This window comes from Leisingera sp. ANG-M7, assembly GCF_000813965.1.
Taxonomy (GTDB): Bacteria; Pseudomonadota; Alphaproteobacteria; order Rhodobacterales; family Rhodobacteraceae; genus Leisingera.
The window spans coordinates 166,672-182,353 of sequence record NZ_JWLI01000012.1 but is presented as its reverse complement, the minus strand read 5'-3'; the positions used below and the strand labels follow the sequence as shown (position 1 = coordinate 182,353).

15 protein-coding genes and 3 tRNA genes are annotated in these 15,682 nt (G+C 59.8%); 12 read left to right on the top strand and 6 right to left on the bottom strand.

Going from position 1 to position 15,682, the window contains the following annotated elements; translation table 11 throughout:
- The first annotated feature begins 212 nt into the window (after nucleotides 1-212).
- The 7 genes from RA26_RS15485 (at nucleotide 213) to RA26_RS15455 (ending at nucleotide 6,555) form a co-directional block, all read left to right on the top strand.
- Nucleotides 213-458 carry a hypothetical protein gene (locus RA26_RS15485; protein WP_052272443.1) on the top strand — a complete coding sequence of 82 codons (246 nt, stop codon included), beginning with the start codon at nucleotides 213-215 and terminating at the stop codon, nucleotides 456-458.
- A gap of 160 nt (nucleotides 459-618) precedes the next feature.
- Nucleotides 619-1,305, top strand: a complete 687-nt coding sequence (locus RA26_RS15480; protein ID WP_039185020.1) for a sugar transferase — start codon at nucleotides 619-621, stop codon at nucleotides 1,303-1,305.
- 173 nt (nucleotides 1,306-1,478) lie between these two features.
- On the top strand, nucleotides 1,479-2,177 hold the full coding sequence (locus RA26_RS15475) for a fumarylacetoacetate hydrolase family protein (protein ID WP_039185018.1): 699 nt from the start codon (nucleotides 1,479-1,481) through the stop codon (nucleotides 2,175-2,177).
- 323 nt (nucleotides 2,178-2,500) lie between these two features.
- Complete coding sequence (locus tag RA26_RS15470; protein WP_039185016.1) at nucleotides 2,501-3,544, top strand: TRAP transporter substrate-binding protein; 1,044 nt, start codon at nucleotides 2,501-2,503, stop codon at nucleotides 3,542-3,544.
- A gap of 81 nt (nucleotides 3,545-3,625) precedes the next feature.
- Nucleotides 3,626-4,207, top strand: coding sequence for a TRAP transporter small permease (locus RA26_RS15465; protein WP_039185014.1), 582 nt, complete (start codon nucleotides 3,626-3,628; stop codon nucleotides 4,205-4,207).
- Entirely contained in the window at nucleotides 4,204-5,709 is a 1,506-nt protein-coding gene (locus RA26_RS15460; RefSeq protein WP_039185012.1) for a TRAP transporter large permease, read from the top strand. Before RA26_RS15465 ends, RA26_RS15460 begins: the two co-directional genes overlap by 4 nt.
- A gap of 417 nt (nucleotides 5,710-6,126) precedes the next feature.
- The gene (locus tag RA26_RS15455; protein ID WP_039185051.1) at nucleotides 6,127-6,555 is read left to right on the top strand and encodes an acyl-CoA thioesterase; all 429 of its coding nucleotides are present in this window, start codon (nucleotides 6,127-6,129) and stop codon (nucleotides 6,553-6,555) included.
- A 6-nt stretch (nucleotides 6,556-6,561) separates the two neighbouring features.
- Here RA26_RS15455 and RA26_RS15450 read toward each other — a convergent pair whose 3' ends face one another.
- Nucleotides 6,562-7,764 carry a winged helix-turn-helix domain-containing protein gene (locus tag RA26_RS15450; protein WP_039185011.1) on the bottom strand — a complete coding sequence of 401 codons (1,203 nt, stop codon included), beginning with the start codon at nucleotides 7,762-7,764 and terminating at the stop codon, nucleotides 6,562-6,564.
- A complete protein-coding gene (locus RA26_RS15445) occupies nucleotides 7,764-8,789 on the bottom strand; it encodes a LacI family DNA-binding transcriptional regulator (RefSeq protein WP_039185010.1) in 1,026 nt (341 codons plus the stop codon). Before RA26_RS15445 ends, RA26_RS15450 begins: the two co-directional genes overlap by 1 nt.
- Before the next feature lie 145 nt (nucleotides 8,790-8,934).
- Between RA26_RS15445 and RA26_RS15440 the strand changes: the two genes are divergently transcribed.
- A tRNA-Arg gene (locus RA26_RS15440) sits at nucleotides 8,935-9,011 on the top strand.
- Between the two features lie 472 nt (nucleotides 9,012-9,483).
- Here RA26_RS15440 and RA26_RS15435 read toward each other — a convergent pair.
- The 3 genes from RA26_RS15435 to RA26_RS15425 all read right to left on the bottom strand — a co-directional run bounded on the left by RA26_RS15435 (nucleotide 9,484) and on the right by RA26_RS15425 (nucleotide 10,511).
- Nucleotides 9,484-9,559: transfer RNA gene (locus tag RA26_RS15435), tRNA-Thr, on the bottom strand.
- Nucleotides 9,560-9,916: 357 nt separating this feature from the next.
- Nucleotides 9,917-10,003 (bottom strand) — tRNA-Leu (locus tag RA26_RS15430).
- A 97-nt stretch (nucleotides 10,004-10,100) separates the two neighbouring features.
- Nucleotides 10,101-10,511, bottom strand: coding sequence for a globin domain-containing protein (locus tag RA26_RS15425; protein ID WP_039185007.1), 411 nt, complete (start codon nucleotides 10,509-10,511; stop codon nucleotides 10,101-10,103).
- A 248-nt stretch (nucleotides 10,512-10,759) separates the two neighbouring features.
- Here RA26_RS15425 and RA26_RS15420 point away from each other — a divergent pair, with 248 nt between their 5' ends.
- Nucleotides 10,760-11,749, top strand: a complete 990-nt coding sequence (locus RA26_RS15420; RefSeq protein WP_039185049.1) for a complex I NDUFA9 subunit family protein — start codon at nucleotides 10,760-10,762, stop codon at nucleotides 11,747-11,749.
- Nucleotides 11,750-11,809: 60 nt separating this feature from the next.
- Here RA26_RS15420 and RA26_RS15415 read toward each other — a convergent pair whose 3' ends face one another.
- Nucleotides 11,810-12,616: an undecaprenyl-diphosphate phosphatase gene (locus RA26_RS15415; protein WP_039185006.1), complete on the bottom strand. Its 807-nt coding sequence runs from the start codon at nucleotides 12,614-12,616 to the stop codon at nucleotides 11,810-11,812.
- A gap of 242 nt (nucleotides 12,617-12,858) precedes the next feature.
- Between RA26_RS15415 and RA26_RS15410 the strand changes: the two genes are divergently transcribed.
- The 3 genes from RA26_RS15410 to RA26_RS15400 all read left to right on the top strand — a co-directional run bounded on the left by RA26_RS15410 (nucleotide 12,859) and on the right by RA26_RS15400 (nucleotide 15,682).
- Entirely contained in the window at nucleotides 12,859-14,298 is a 1,440-nt protein-coding gene (locus RA26_RS15410) for an NAD(P)-dependent oxidoreductase (protein WP_039185003.1), read from the top strand.
- A 109-nt stretch (nucleotides 14,299-14,407) separates the two neighbouring features.
- Nucleotides 14,408-14,842, top strand: a complete 435-nt coding sequence (locus tag RA26_RS15405; protein WP_052272444.1) for a GFA family protein — start codon at nucleotides 14,408-14,410, stop codon at nucleotides 14,840-14,842.
- A 36-nt stretch (nucleotides 14,843-14,878) separates the two neighbouring features.
- Nucleotides 14,879-15,682 carry a hypothetical protein gene (locus RA26_RS15400; protein WP_241482656.1) on the top strand — a complete coding sequence of 268 codons (804 nt, stop codon included), beginning with the start codon at nucleotides 14,879-14,881 and terminating at the stop codon, nucleotides 15,680-15,682.

Here is a 15,682-nt window from a genome sequence, read left to right as displayed (position 1 = left end):
GCGCGCCGCCTTGCCCCGCGGAGGAGCTATCACTTTCAGACAAATTCTACCCCGGCGTGTTGCCTCCGCTGGGGTTTTTGCTGTCTCCGGGTCCGTAAGGGCACAGTTGCCGGTCATTGCCGGCGGCGCCTGGTGCCGGAATTGCGCAGTTTTCAGGAAAATGTTAACGATCTTGGAAAGGGAGCAAATCCTGATCTGGTGAGGCCGGAGCAATGAAATCTTTTACGACTGCTGGTTCCGCATATGCGGCGCATTGCTTTAGCCGGCTTGCCGCATTTGTCATGGCCAATGGGCACGGAACCTTTACTGGCAAAGTCAGCAGCAATGTGAAGGCCGGCGGCGATGCTGCTGGAAACCCGCACATCAGGGTGAGAACTGATGCCAGCTTGGGCTTGCTGGCGCTGGCGGCCCCGGCTCTTGTACAGGCACGGTACTTGAAGCGCTGGAGCGGGGTTTGAACGCGGCCGCGATCAGGCCGGGGTGGCAAGCTGCATCCAAATCACAAAAGTATAGAAATTATTACTTAATCTTGTTGCAAATTGGGTGTATTGAACACATGCCCAACCCGTTTGGCGTGTGGGTTTTGGTTGAATCATTTTATATTCCGGGTGTTTAACGATGCAGGATTTTGCACTGACTGCGTATTCCGTAGAAGGCTCTGCTGATCACCGCCTACCCGCTCAGGCACCGGCCGGATTTTACGCCAGGGTGGGCAAGCGGGTCTTCGATACCGGTTTTGCGCTGCTGCTGCTGCCCGTTCTTGCCCCTGTCATCCTGTTTTTGTGGATCCTTGCGCGCCGCGATGGCGGCCCCGGCTTCTTCGGCCACACCCGGGTCGGCCGGGACGGCCGGCCGTTCAAATGCTGGAAGGTGCGCAGCATGGTGGCGGATGCCGAGGCCCGGCTGCAGGCGCATTTGGATGCCGATCCCGCAGCCGCTGCCGAATGGGAGCGCGATCACAAGCTGGCCAATGATCCGCGCATCAGCCGCCTGGGCCATGTCCTGCGCAAGACCAGCCTGGATGAACTGCCGCAGATCTGGAATGTGCTGAAGGGCGAGATGAGCTTTGTCGGCCCGCGCCCTATCGTCACCAGGGAACTGGCCAAATACGGCAGCAGCGCCCCGGCCTATCTGGCCCAGACGCCCGGCATCACCGGGCTGTGGCAGGTCTCCGGGCGCAACGATGTCAGCTATGAGGAACGGGTGGCGCTGGACGTGGCTTACCTCCGCCGCCGCAGCTTCCTGGCTGATCTCAAAATCATCGCCAGAACCGGCCTCGCCGTTTTGGGCGCCACAGGCCGCTGAACCGCGGCGCCCCGTTGTTTGCTTCCAAAGGTCAGCGAGCAAGGTAAACGTTCCGGCAGTTGCATTTCCAGACCGGTGCGCGCTGCTGCCTTCAACGGGGGTTTACAGCCGCGGTACTTATAGGTCTGACTTTGGGTGAAACCTGAAGGCAGGGACACATAGGGACAACACCGATGGGCGAACTTCTGTTCGAACTTCCGGAGCCACCGGTTGTTCCGGTGAGCGGGGAAGATACTGGCTACCCGGTAGGGCGGATATTCTGTGTCGGGCGCAACTATGCCGCCCATGCCGCCGAGATGGGAAATGAGGTGGACCGCGAAGCTCCGTTTTACTTCACCAAGGCGGCTGCAAATGCGGTTCTGACGGATGCAGTTGTGCCCTATCCCCCAGGTACTGAAAACTTCCACTACGAGATGGAACTGGCCGTGGCGCTGGACAGGCATGTGTTCCGGGCGACACCGGAATCTGCGCGTGCCACTGTATATGGCTATTGTTGTGCCTTGGATATGACCCGGCGCGATCTGCAGATTTATGAGCGGCAGAAGCAGCGGCCCTGGGACTTGGGCAAAGACTTGGAAAACGGAACCGTGCTGGCGCCGCTGGTGACGGCGCAAGAATGGAGGGGGCCGTCAGATCAGCGCATATGGCTTGAAGTGAACGGAGAGATCCGGCAGCAAGCAACGCTTTCAGAAATGATCTGGTCCGTCACTGACATAATCTGCCACTTGTCCGGATTCTATCATCTGCGTCCAGGCGACCTCATTTTAACCGGTACACCTGCCGGAGTTGGGGCCGTGCAAAGTGGTGACAGAATACGCGGCGGGATCGACGGGCTGCCCGCTGTTGGTCTGGAGTTGGCTGCTGCGGAATGACGCACAGCGGTTCTTGGCTCGATAGTTGTTGCCAGGCGGCTGATTCAATATGTATCAATTTGGATGGGGTATCTGTAGATTTCGTAACATTAAGGCGGTCATTTCGCCGTAGGGAACGTAATCTGGCAGATTTCATGAGTAGAAAATGCATAATCTGCTGTTGATGGTTACAAACGCACCTAATAGCAGGGAAGCAACTGGTTCGCTAAATGAACCCATTTTGGGGACTTAGCAGCAGAAATGGAAAGAAGTTTGCCAGGCGGCGCAGCAAAATTGCGGAAGCGTCCACTCCGGCAAGTGACTTGGTCAAAGGGAGGACACACATGACCACTCGCAGAAAGCTTATGGGGGCAGCCGGCGCAGCAGCCCTGGCAATGTTCGGCGCGATGCCGGCTTTTGCCCAGGAGGTGACCCTGAAACTGCATCAGTTCCTGCCAGCGCAGGCAAACGTGCCGAAACTGATCCTGGATGTCTGGGCGGACAACGTTGAGGAGTCGTCCGGGGGCCGGATCAAGATCGACCGCTTCCCCTCGATGCAGTTGGGTGGGAAGCCGCCGGAGCTGATGGACCAGGCCATTGACGGCGTGGCTGACATCGTCTGGACCGTGGTTGGCTACACGCCGGGCCGCTACCCCTCGACCGAGGTGTTTGAGCTGCCGTTCATGATGACCAATGCGCGCGCCGTTTCGCACGCCTATTGGGAGATGTTCGACAAGCATATGAAAGACACTGAGTTCAAGGATGTTCACATCCTGGGCACCTGGGTGCACGGCCCTGGCATGATCCATACTTCGGATCCGGTGGAAACGCCTGAAGATCTGGAAGGCATGAAGATCCGAGGAGGTGGCCGCTCGGTCAACGCGTTGCTGACCGAACTGGGCGCAACCCCGGTTGGGATGCCTGTTCCGGCGATCCCGGAAGGCCTGTCAAAAGGCGTGATCGACGGCACCACCATTCCGTGGGAAGTGACTGCGGCGCTGAAGGTTCCGGAACTGGTGGAAAACCACACGGAATTCACCGGCAAGGCGCTTTATACTCTGACCTTTGTTCTGGCGATGAACAAAGAAAAGTATGAAAGCCTGCCTGATGACCTGAAGAAGGCGATCGACGACAACTCCGGTCTTGAGTTCTCGGTCTTTGCTGGCGGCACCCAGGCGGACTCGGATGGCCCTTCGCGCGAAATGGCGCTGGATCTGGGCAACAACGTGATCACTCTGGATGAAGACCAGACCGCAATCTGGCGCGAGCGTTCGCAGCCTATTTATGATCAGTGGATCGCTGACATGAAGGAAAAGGGCATCGATGGCGCTGCGCTGATCGAAGAGGCCAGCGGGCTGATCGAGAAATACACGCCGCAGTACCAGTAAGGCGTTTGAATTGATAATAGTGAAGGGCCGCGCGGCATTGGCACTGCGGCCCTTTGCATACCGGAACAAGGCAACTGAACCATGCACAAGCTCATGATGCGGCTGGCCAAATCAATGGCCTACCTGGGCGGTGCGGTCCTCACTCTTCTGATCATTCTGACATGTGTTTCGATCGCTGGGCGCTTGCTCAACGGTTTATTCCATGGCGATTTGATGGAGCGGATTGCGCCCGGGTTTTCGAAATGGATGACTGGCTGGGTCGGGCCAGTGAACGGCGACTTTGAACTGGTCGAGGCCGGGGTGGCCTTTGCCATATTCGCCTTTCTGCCATTGTGCCAGATCACCGCTGGGCATGCCTCGGTCGATGTGGTGGCCAATGCGTTTCCGCGCGGTGTGAAACGGTTCCTGCGAATGGTGACCGAAGTGGTTTTTGCTGCGGTTCTGGTTCTGATTGCTTGGCGGCTGGCTGAAGGCCTTGCAGGAAAATATTCCAATGGAGAGACCTCCTTCCTGCTCGAGTTTCCGGTCTGGTGGGCCTACGCCATCAGCCTGGTGGCTGCGGTCGTGGCGGCCATCGTCGGTATCTACATGGGTGCCGTGCGTACCATCGAATTCTTTACCTGCCGGATCCTGATCTGGGACGGCGTGGAGGGTGAACAGTGACAGCTCTTGAAATTGGCATTGCCTCCTTCCCGGTTTTGATGCTCTTGATCTTTTTGCGGGTGCCTATCGGGCTTTCGATGTTTCTTGTTGGCCTCGGCGGGCTGATCTGGGTGACAGACGGAACTCAGGTTGCCTTTGGCCGCTTGAAAAGCGAGACCTATACGACCTTTTCTTCCTACTCGCTGACCATCGTGCCGATGTTCCTGCTGATGGGGCATTTCGCAACGCTGGGCGGTATGTCCACTGCGTTGTTCAAAGCGGCGGAAGGGTTTTTAGGTCACCGGAAGGGCGGTGTCGCCATGGCGGCCATCGGCGCCTGCGCAGGCTTCGGTGCGATCTGCGGCTCTTCGCTGGCGACGGCTGCCACCATGGGCCGGGTCGCTCTGCCGGAGTTGAAGCAATATGGCTATGCCGGCGGGTTTTCCACGGCAACCTTGGCGGCAGGCGGCACCTTGGGCATCCTGATCCCGCCCTCAGTTGTGCTTGTGATCTACGCAATTCTGACCGAGCAGAACATCGCCAAACTGTTCCTGTCAGCCTTCATTCCGGGCCTGCTAGCAGCGCTTGGTTATGTCATTGCGATTTCCATTTATGTCCGCCTGTTCCCGGAAAGCGCAGGTACTCGCCCGCCAATCCCGTGGGGCGAACGCTTTGCCGCTTTGTTCCATGTCTGGCCGGTGCTTCTGGTGTTTGGTCTTGTGGTTGGGGGTATCTACCTGGGCTGGTTCACCCCGACCGAGGGTGCGGCTGTTGGGGCGTTCGGCACCGGCCTGATCGCCTGGCTCAATGGCGGGCTGAACCGTGAAACCCTGGCGGATAGTTTCCTGGTGACCGCACGTTCCACTGCGATGATCTTCTTCATCGTTCTGGGTGCAGGATTCTACAACGGCTTTCTGGCGCTGACCAAGGTGCCGCAGGAACTGGCTGACTTCGTGGTGAGTCAGGGTCTCAGTCCCTGGATGGTGCTGGCGCTGATCCTCGCCTTCTACCTGGTGTTCGGCTGCCTGATGGACTCGCTGTCGATGATCCTGCTGACCATTCCGATCTTCTTCCCGGTGATTTCCGCAATGGATTTTGGTCTTTTGTCGCTGCCTGCGATGCAGGCCGATGCGGCCATGGAAGTCCTGAGGGCGGGAGTGCCTGAAGGGATGGGGGCGGAGATGCTGGCCTCGATACAGGATGCCATCGCAACCGGGGCCGAACTCACCCGCGAGCAGATGAAGGAACTGGGCATTCGTGTAACCGAAGGCCGGGTGAACCGGATCGAGGCGGAATATGTCGCCATCTGGTTCGGCGTGCTGGTGCTGATTGTGGTCGAGGTCGGCCTGATCACCCCGCCGGTTGGCATGAACCTGTTCATCATCAATGCGATGGACCGCAAGACCCGGATGATCGACACCTACAAGGCGGTCATGTTCTTTGTCGCTTCCGACATTGTCCGGGTGATCATTCTTGTGGCCTTCCCGATCATCACGCTGCTGCCGCTGATGCTTATGCAGTAACGTACTGCCCTCTTCCGCTGTGAGCGGGAGGGGGTCTTCCGCCTGCTGGTGCAGGATATGGAAATATTTTGTGACAACGGCCCGGATTGACCTGAATCACCTTTCGGGGTTCCGCTGGTTCTGTCCGACACCGCGCACAAGGGGAGACCCGCCATGCAAATCAGCCGAAACAAAGCCGCAGCAAACAAGGTCAGGGCTTTGGCCACCGAGGTTTCCGGACCGCAAGGACCCTGTGTGGGCTGCAGCAACTGCGTAGGCCTGTGCCAGGCGCTGATTGATGCACTTGTGCTGCCTGATCTTATTCTATCCCGTAAGAGCGGCAGTTCGTAACGCAGCGGTTCGGCTTCCCATGGCAGTTTGATACCTCAGACAAGCGCCGCTACGATGCGCGGGCAAGCAGAGGCAGGGCGCTGGAATATGGCAAAGCAGGACACATTCATACATGAAATACGTGTGGGCTGGGGCGATTGTGACCCGGCGCGGATCGCCTATACCGGACGGTTGCCGGCCTTTGCACTGGAGGCAATCGATGCCTGGTGGGAGCATCACCTGGATGGCGACGGCTGGTATCAGATGGAGCTGGACCGCGGCACCGGCACGCCGTTTGTGCACATGAGCATCGACTTCCGGTCGCCGGTTACGCCGCGGCACCGGTTGCTGTGCGAGGTTTGGCCCGCGGCGCTGGGCAGCAAGTCGGTTACTTTCCGGGTGAATGCGCGGCAGGATGGCAAGCTGTGTTTCGAGGGGAAATTCGTCTGCGTCTTCATTGCGCCGGAATCCTTCACCGCAAGGCCCGCACCGGAGGATTACCGCCAGATCATTGAGGCGCGCTTGCGGCCGGAGTAAAGCGGATCAGCGCAGCCAGCCGTCTTCAAAACGCACCAGTCCAACGCTCGCAAAACGGGCAACCCGCTCCAGCTCGGCTTCCAGCCGTTTGGTGCGGGCCGCTGTCCATTTGATGTCCTGTTCCGGCCAAACAGCAGTCACGCGCAGAAGATCCGCGTCGCGGTCCGCCTTCATGTCAATGCGGCCCGCCAGGCGCGCGCCTTCCATCAGCGGAAAGACGTAGTATCCGTACTGCCGCTTGGCGGCGGGAGTGAATACCTCGATCCGGTAGTGGAAGCCAAACAGCCTTTCAGCCCGCTTGCGGTCGCGCAGGGCGGGATCGAACGGGCTGAGCACCCGCATCCGCCCGGGAGCAGGGCCAAGTTCCGTGGCGGCCTCTACCGTTCCCGGACGGGCGAATACTTTGCGCAGTTGGCCGTCTGCTAGCGTTACTTCAACTTCTTCCAGTTCGCCCCGGCGCAACTGTCCGGCGCACCAAGATTTGGCTTCCGCTGGCGACGCCGTGTCCCAAAAGGCGGCGAGTTCACCGGAGGTGGCAAATCCCAGCCGGTCCAAAGCAGCGGAGCAAAGCCAGTTAATAGTTGCAGCTTCATTGCAGGAATTGCCCGGGCGCAGGTGTTCTTCGATGACCCGTTCAGTCAGGTCATAGCGCTTCTGAAATCCGTCGCGACCTACAACGGTCAGCGCGCCGGAACGCCAAAGGTACTCCAGCGCGGTCTTGGAGGGATGCCAGTCCCACCAGCCGCCTGATCCTTTCTTCTCGTCCTTGCCCACGTCAGAGGAACTGACCGGCCCGTGGTCCCGGACATGGTTCAGAACGGTTTCGAACCGCGCCTCAAACCCGTCGCGCCGCCAGTTGCGCCAGCGTTTTCGCAGCAATTCGGTGTCGCGCTGAAATCTCAGGTGCCAATGGTTATAAAAGGCCATCGGGATCACGGCAGCGTCATGGGTCCAGTGCTCAAACAGCTCCCGGTCGCGCTCGTAAAGCCGCTTGAGGTTCCTTGCCCGGTAGCCTGGCCGGCGCGAATAGAGGATCATGTCATGGGCGCGCGCCACGGTGTTGATGCTATCAAGCTGCACAAACCCAAGCCGATGGATCAGCGCCAGCAGATCGGCGCCTTTGGCAGGGCCTGCGGGCTGTTCCAGCAGTGCATGGCGGTCCAGGAACAGCCACCGTGCCTCTTGATTGCCAAGCCGTTGAAGCGCCATCAGCGCCGTTTCAGCGTGTCGCCATAAGAAATGGTCGGAGTCAGAGTGACATTTTTCTCAATGTCCGCGTCAGGATCTTCCAGCTGGGCTGCAATGATTTCCGCCGCCTTGCGCCCGATCTCCAGCCTGCACGCATCCATGGTGGCAAGCTGCCTGGGCAGCCCCTGCAAGAGTTCCACGCCGTTGAAACCTGCAAGACCGATCTGGCCGGGGATGCTGACACCTTGCTCTTGCAGGTATAGCAAGCCGCCGGCGCCGATCATGTCATTGGAGTAATAAAGAAAATCCAGTTCCGGAGAGCGCTCCAGCATTGCCTGGGTCATCTCCCGCCCCTTGGCGAGCGCAGAACCGCCGGAATAGAATTCCCGGTCCTCGATCTCCACACCTTCCTTGGCCAGCACCTCGGTAAATCCTTCGAAGCGTTTGCGCGCCCGGTGGTCCAGCGGCATTTTGGTGCCCATGAACCCGATATGGCGGTAGCCCGCCTTGAGGATTGCCTTGGCCATCTCGCGGCCTGCGCGCCGGTGCGAAATGCCGACCATCGCGTCTACCGGCTTGCCATCGGTATCCATGATTTCCACTACGGGAATGCCTGCGCTGCTCAGCATGGCACGGGCGGCATCCGTGTGTTCCAGGCCTGCGATGATCACTCCAGAGGGCCGCCACGAGAGCATCTCGTACAGAACCTTCTCTTCCTTTTCAGGCTGGTAGTCCGTCACGCCTACGACTGGTTGAAGCTCGGTGTTTTCCAGAACTTTGTTGATGCCTGTCAGCACTTCAGGAAAAACCATGTTCGACAGCGACGGGATGATTACCGCCACCAGGTTCACCCGGTTTGACGCCAGCGCACCGGCAATCTTGTTCGGCACATAGCCCAGTTCTTTGGCGGCACTCAGCACCTTGGAGCGGGTCTTTTCCGAGACGTCGCCCCGGTTGCGTAGAACCCGGCTTACGGTCATTTCGGAAACACCGGTTGCTTCGGATACATCTCGAAGGGTAAGCGGGCGCTTGCTGTCCGTGGTCACGTTCCTGGGCCTCTTGTTATGTCTGTCTGCAACGTTAGCGCAGACATCACATGCTGCACAATGGAAACTGCGCGCGGCAAAACGGCTTTCGCTGAGACCCATCCCATTGTGATTGCTGGACGGATTTGGTATCGCGGATGCCTACGGCCCCGTGGCTCAACTGGATAGAGCAGCCCCCTCCTAAGGGGCAGGTTGCAGGTTCGAATCCTGCCGGGGTCGCCAAATGCACGATCTTCATCCAAATATTTGATAATTATATGTTTTCTGGTCGGATACATTGCCCTCCGTACACCCGATTGATGGCATCCTGCTTCTTGACTGTTACCTGATGTCCACTGCCCGGGCAGCCGCGAAAGCCTGCTGGCTATCGCACTTGCTGCAAGGCTCAGGTTCTGGCTGTGACTCAAAATGTGTTCCGGTCTTGGCAAGCCGCCTCAAAGTGGCTGCACTGGCGCTTCGGACGCAATCCTGGATCCAATCCGGTGCCGCTCTGGTTTCAGAGTTCAGCAAAGTGCGTTTCCAGCCGGCGCTGGCCGATTGAGTTAGGCTGGCTGCGCCTGGGCGGTGGCTCTTTCTGCCATTCCTTTCCAGGGCCAAGCCCTGGTGTCCGGAAATCGAAAACGCAATTGTCACCCTATGGAAATGTCGGCCCTGTGAAATCCAGGTACAAATTTCCAGGATTGGTGAAGAAGAATGGTGCCGGTGATAGGACTCGAACCTACGACCCCATCATTACGAATGACGTGCTCTACCAGCTGAGCTACACCGGCATTCTTCTATCCGCAGCCTTGCTATGGCCCTTGCCAGCTGCTGAGCGCCAAAATCAACCCACTGGCACCAAACGTCAATTGCGGCTTGATCCGCTGTTTGCGTTAAGGGTGATCCATCAATCGGGCTTCAGCGTCACCAGTACCGGCCAGAGGCGGCGGTTGGTGCCGTCCGTTTAAACATAGAGCAATACCTGCGCAAGTGGGCATCATTCGGAATAATCTGGGTGGGCTCAGATATCCCGCACAGGAGTCAGCAGCCAGGTCGCGGTTTTTGGATCTGTTGGGCGTGGCGAAAGCCCATGCGCTCAGGCTTGTGGCGTCTCGCCTGAGCAACTCTATCGGATTTCACTAAGGGGGTGGTGCCCAGGAGAGGACTCGAACCTCCACGTCCATACGGACACTAGCACCTGAAGCTAGCGCGTCTACCAATTCCGCCACCTGGGCAGGTGTCGTGGGACCGGCGTATAAGCGGAGTCGCAAGCAGCGTCAAACGGAAAACAAGCCGAATGGCATGGAAGGCAAAAATACAGCCGGCTCGCTCTCAGATCCGCGTCATAAAGTTCATCTTTACTGCCACTTCGGTCAGGAAACCGGCCCATGCCTGCTGTGTTTCGCGGTTCCAATCCGGCCCGAGCGTGTCCGACAGCGCGCCGGTGAAGCTGTTGATGAAGCCGTGGAAATGGTCATCCGAAACCTCCAGCTTGCGATGCTTTTCGCCTTGCTGTTTCAGGATTGCATCCAGCCGTTCAGAATCGTCCAGTGCTTCCGCAATATGGGTCAGTGACGCCAGAAGCTTTTCTTCCTGCTCGACCAGATCCTCTGAAAAAAGAAACCGTAGCTCCGGGCAGGCGGCAAAGAACTTGGCGTAAAAAGCCGGAACAAATGCATCGAGATCCATCTTCTCGTTTTCGATGCTTTTGCGGATCAGGTCCTTGTCATCTTTGTCCGTCATAGTGATAGGCCTCCTGCACAACTGCTGGCGCCAGTAATGACCGCAGAAACATGTAATTCTACCGCATCTATTCTTTCCTATCGAGCAAGGTTGAACGCCACGTTAACCTAATCGCCGCAATTGCCGGAAATGGCTGCCTCTGCTTGTGAATTCAGCGGTCACAGTAGCTGCATTCCGGCGATTTGCGCCTTGTTCGACGCCTTCTGCGGCGCTACAGCATAGGGACAGCTAAGTTCAGGAGCCAAATGATGTCCAAACTGGTCACGATCTATGGCGGATCCGGTTTCGTGGGCCGCTACATCGCGCGGCGCATGGCCAAGGAAGGCTGGCGGGTGCGGGTCGCCGTGCGCCGTCCCAATGAAGCCATGCATGTGAAGCCCTACGGTGTTCCGGGCCAGGTGGAACCGGTGTTCTGCAACGTCCGCGACGATATGTCGGTCGCGTCGGTGATGCAGGGGGCGGATGCAGTTGTGAACTGTGTCGGCGTACTGAATGAGCTGGGCAAGAACACGTTTGGTGCCATTCATGCCGAGGGTGCCGGCCGCATCGCCCGCATCGCGTCGCAGCAGGGCGTTGCCAATTTGGTGCATATCTCGGCGATTGGTGCCGATGCGGATGCTGCCAGCGAATATTCCCGCACCAAGGCCGCAGGCGAAGCGGCGGTGCAGCAGCATTTCCCGGGTGGCGTTATCCTGCGCCCCTCGGTGATCTTCGGGGCCGAGGACGGCTTCTTTAACCGCTTTGCCGGCATGACCCGCCTGTCGCCCTTCCTTCCGATTGCTGCGGGCAGCACCAAGTTTCAGCCGGTGTTCGTGGATGATGTGGCCAAGGCTGCGGTCAAGGGCGCGCTGGGCGAGGCCCAAGGCGGCGTCTATGAGCTCGGCGGGCCTGAGGTCAAAACCTTCCGTGCGCTGATGGAGCAGATGCTGGAGGTGATCCACCGCCGCCGCGTCATCATCTCGCTGCCGGGTTTTGCGGCCAAGCTGGTGGCGTTTGGCTTTGACGTGCTGCAGTTCGTCAGCTTCCAGCTGATCGAAAACAAGATGCTGACCCGCGACCAGCTGAAAAGCCTGAAGTCGGACAATGTGGTGTCTGACGGTGCCAAGGGGTTTGCAGATCTGGGCATTGACCCGGTGACGGTTGGCTCCGTGCTGCCGGACTACTTGTGGAAGTTCCGTCCTTCCGGCCAGTACGATGAGATGACAAGCTCTGCCCGCAATCTGCGCAACGGCGCCTGATCTGCAGAGAATTTCAATGTTCAAGAGCGCGGGATTTTTCCCGCGCATTTTCTTTGCGCCTCAGCTGCCGTAGGCGATGGTTAGCAGCACCAGTCCCAAAATCACCCGGTAGATCACATAAGGTGTAAAGCTGACGGAGCGCAGCAGCCGCATCATCAGGCTGAGTGCGGCCAGCGCCGACAGCATTGCCAGCAGGGCAGCGATCCCGGCATCGCGTATCAGCGCGGTATTGGCCTCCAGTGCCACCTCTGTTCCCAGTAGCACGCCCGAGGCGATGATGGTTGGGATAGACATCAGCATGGCGATGCGGGCGCCGTCCTCCCGGGTATATCCCAGCTGGCGCGCGCCGGTGATGGTAATGCCGGAGCGCGAGGTGCCGGGGATCAGCGCCAGCATCTGCCACAGCCCCATGATCAACGCGTCCCGCAGGCCCCAGTCGCCAGCCTGTTTTACCGCGGCGCCTTTCTGGTCTGCCCAGTAGAGCACCAGCCCGAAACCGAGCATGGTCCAGCCGATCACGGTGATTGACCGTAAGGTATCGCTGAGGCCGGTGAAATGCAGCATCGCACCGAACAGGACAGTGGGGATGGTGGCTACGATCAGCCCCATGGCGAGCCGCGCGCCAGCGGTATCCATACGGCCGGTCAGGGCACGGGGCAGACCGATCAATCCGTCACGCACATCGCGCCAGAAATAGATCATAACGGCTGCCAAAGTGCCGACATGCACGGCAACGTCGATCACCTGGCCCTGATCCTCCAGACCTGTGAGGCCCGGCAGCAGAATCAGGTGGCCGGAGGAGGAAACAGGCAGGAATTCGGTGATGCCCTGGATCAACGCAACAAGGATGAGCTGAAAAAGCGGCATGCTGAAATCATTCCTCAAGGGCCGCGGACGGGCCGTAAACTGTCGCGACTCTGTATAAATCCCGGCTCTGGATTGGAAAGTGATTATTAAGGTCCGAAATGGACCTAAAATATCTGTACATTTCCACCAAAAACGATATCAGAAGGAAAGTGCTGACAAAATAGGTCAGCAAAGTTGACATAAAAGCGTATCCGTACCTGCAAGGGTGCCAGCGCAGCCAGACAAACGATGGAGTCCAGCCCGTGGCCAAGCAACCGATGCTGAAATTTGTGCAGATCGAACGCGACATGCCTCAAAAGCGTGACGCAAGTGTACGCAAGGAAGACTTCAATGAGATCTATGCGGAGTACGCAGCTGCTAAGGCCGAAGAACAGGCCAGCCGCTGCAGCCAGTGCGGTGTGCCCTATTGCCAGAGCCACTGCCCCCTGCACAACAACATCCCCGACTGGCTGCGCCTGACCGCAACCGGCCGCCTGGAAGAGGCCTATGCAACCAGCCAGGCCACCAATACCTTCCCGGAGATCTGCGGCCGCATCTGCCCGCAGGACCGCCTGTGTGAAGGCAACTGCGTGATTGAGCAGTCGGGCCATGGCACCGTGACCATCGGCTCGGTTGAGAAATACATCACCGACACCGCCTGGGAAAACGGCTGGGTCAAGCCCGCAGCCCCGCTGGCCGAGCGCAGCGAGAGCGTCGGCATCATCGGCGCCGGCCCTGGCGGCCTGGCGGCGGCGGACATGCTGCGCCAGGCGGGCGTGCAGGTCACTGTTTACGACCGCTATGACCGCGCCGGCGGGCTGCTGATGTACGGGATCCCCAGCTTCAAGCTGGAAAAGGACGTGGTGGAGCGCCGCAACAAGCTGCTGGCTGACGGCGGCGTCACCTTCGTTCTGAACTGCAACGTGGGCGAGGACATCTCCTTCGAGGACATTCGCGGCAAGCATGACGCGGTGATCATTGCCACCGGCGTCTATAAATCGCGCGATCTGGCAATGCCGGGCAGCGGTTCGGAAGGCATCGTCAAGGCAATCGACTTCCTGTGCGCCTCCAACAAGAAGAGCTTCGGCGACGAAGTTGCTGAGTTCGACAACGGCAGCCTGAATGCCGAAGGCAAGAAGGTTGTGGTGATCGGCGGCGGCGACACCGCGATGGACTGCGTGCGGACCTCGATCCGCCAGGGTGCGACCTCGGTCAAATGCCTCTACCGCCGCGACCGGGCCAACATGCCGGGTTCGCAGCGCGAGACCCAGAATGCCGAGGAAGAAGGCGTGATCTTTGAATGGCTGTCGGCGCCCAAGGGCTTTACGGACGAGGGCGGCAAGGTTTCCGGCGTTATGGTGCAGAAAATGCGCCTGGGCCAGCCGGATGCCTCGGGCCGTCAGGCGCCGGAAGTGATCGAAGGCGCGGACTACGTCGAGGAGGCCGATCTGGTCATCAAAGCCCTGGGCTTTGAGCCGGAAGAGCTGCCCACCCTGTGGAACCAGCCGGAGCTGCCGGTGACCCGCTGGGGCACCGTTAAGGCGGCGTTCAAGACCGGTGCCACCGAACTGGACGGCGTCTATGCGGTGGGCGACATCGTGCGCGGCGCATCGCTGGTGGTCTGGGCGATCAAGGACGGCCGCGACTGCGCCGAGGCGATCCTCGATAAACTCAACAGCAAGGCCGCGGTGGCGGCGGAATAACCCGGCACCCCCCGTACACCGTCTGTGCACCCCCTGTGCACCGGCGGGGCAGCGACCGAACCGCAGCAAGGTCAGTATTGCTGACCCAGCCAGCAAAAGGACAATGGATATGAGCGAATTGCAGGGACAGTGCATGTGCGGCGCGGTCAGCGTCACAGCAACGCCGGTTCAGGCGTCCCTGACCGCCTGCCATTGCGACATGTGCCAGCGCTGGGCCAGCGGTCCGTTCCTGAGCTTTCAGGCAGACACTGGCTATGCGGCGCTGGGCCCGGTGCGGACCTACCAGTCCTCGCAATGGGCGGAACGGGCGTTCTGCGGCGAATGCGGATCGGTGCTGTGGTACCGGATGACAGCGCCGGGAAAGATGCATGGCCACACGCAGATTTCGGCGGGCCTGTTTGAAAACGCCGGCGGCGCTGCGCTGAAGCTGGAATTCTTCATCGACGAAAAGCCCGCAGGCTATGGTTTTGCCGGCGCCCACCGGCGGATGACTGGCGAGGAATGCCGCGCCATGTTTGCCGAAACCGCTGAAGGAGAAGCCTGAGGCCCGCCCGGCCCGCTGCTGACTGCCATGCCGATGATGATCCGCAAATCCCTCCGTCAGGCGATGTTCCGCCTGAGATCCCGCCGCCTCCACGCGGACGCGGCGCTGGAGATCCGTGCGCTGGAAGGGCGCGGGGATGGCGGCATGATCGTGTTCACAAGCTATCATGCCAATGCCGCCAAGCGCGGGCTGCTGGAGTTCGCGGCCAGCGCCTCGGACGGCGGCGCGCGCCATTGCATCTTTGTCACCGACCGCCGCCAGGGCTGGTTCCAGGGGGCAGGCGTTGCGGCGGCGATCCTTCGGGCCGTGTCCGGCTATGTCCAGCAATACGGTTTGCGCCGGCTGATGACGGTCGGGGTGTCGATGGGCGGCTATGGCGCGCTGTCCTATGCCGCGGAACTGGGCGCTGGCCGCGCGCTGGCGCTGGCGCCGCAGTACTGCCCGCGCCCGGAAACGTTTCCGGCGGACCGCCGCTGGATCGAAGCGCGCAGCCGGATCACGGACTTCAGCCGTCCGGCGCTGGATCAGGCGATGGGCAGGCAGGTGCAGTACACCCTGCTGCATGGCCGCAACAATGCCGAGGATGCGCTGCACTGGCAGTCCTTCCCGCAGGGGCCGGGCATCCATCACTACCTGGCGGACCGCGACAGCCACGATGTTATCGACCCGCTGCGCGACGCGGGCATCCTTTACCCGGTGATCGGTGCCGTCTGGCAGGACGATCAGGACCGCGTGAAAACCCTTATGCAACGGATCCGCGCGGTGCCCCGCGCCTGGGGCGAACGCGCCCAGGATCTGCACAGTCAACCGGCCGCAGCGGCACGCTGCGCCATCAGTTAA

Excerpts from the sequence above, each read along its gene's own strand:
- RA26_RS15485 (WP_052272443.1), top strand. The coding sequence starts at position 213 with ATGAAATCTTTTACGACTGCTGGTTCCGCATATGCGGCGCATTGCTTT.
- RA26_RS15480 (WP_039185020.1), top strand. The coding sequence starts at position 619 with ATGCAGGATTTTGCACTGACTGCGTATTCCGTAGAAGGCTCTGCTGAT.
- RA26_RS15475 (WP_039185018.1), top strand. The coding sequence starts at position 1,479 with ATGGGCGAACTTCTGTTCGAACTTCCGGAGCCACCGGTTGTTCCGGTG.
- RA26_RS15470 (WP_039185016.1), top strand. The coding sequence starts at position 2,501 with ATGACCACTCGCAGAAAGCTTATGGGGGCAGCCGGCGCAGCAGCCCTG.
- RA26_RS15465 (WP_039185014.1), top strand. The coding sequence starts at position 3,626 with ATGCACAAGCTCATGATGCGGCTGGCCAAATCAATGGCCTACCTGGGC.
- RA26_RS15455 (WP_039185051.1), top strand. The coding sequence starts at position 6,127 with ATGGCAAAGCAGGACACATTCATACATGAAATACGTGTGGGCTGGGGC.
- RA26_RS15450 (WP_039185011.1), bottom strand. The coding sequence starts at position 7,764 with ATGGCGCTTCAACGGCTTGGCAATCAAGAGGCACGGTGGCTGTTCCTG.
- RA26_RS15425 (WP_039185007.1), bottom strand. The coding sequence starts at position 10,511 with ATGACGGACAAAGATGACAAGGACCTGATCCGCAAAAGCATCGAAAAC.
- RA26_RS15420 (WP_039185049.1), top strand. The coding sequence starts at position 10,760 with ATGTCCAAACTGGTCACGATCTATGGCGGATCCGGTTTCGTGGGCCGC.
- RA26_RS15415 (WP_039185006.1), bottom strand. The coding sequence starts at position 12,616 with ATGCCGCTTTTTCAGCTCATCCTTGTTGCGTTGATCCAGGGCATCACC.
- RA26_RS15405 (WP_052272444.1), top strand. The coding sequence starts at position 14,408 with ATGAGCGAATTGCAGGGACAGTGCATGTGCGGCGCGGTCAGCGTCACA.
- RA26_RS15400 (WP_241482656.1), top strand. The coding sequence starts at position 14,879 with ATGATCCGCAAATCCCTCCGTCAGGCGATGTTCCGCCTGAGATCCCGC.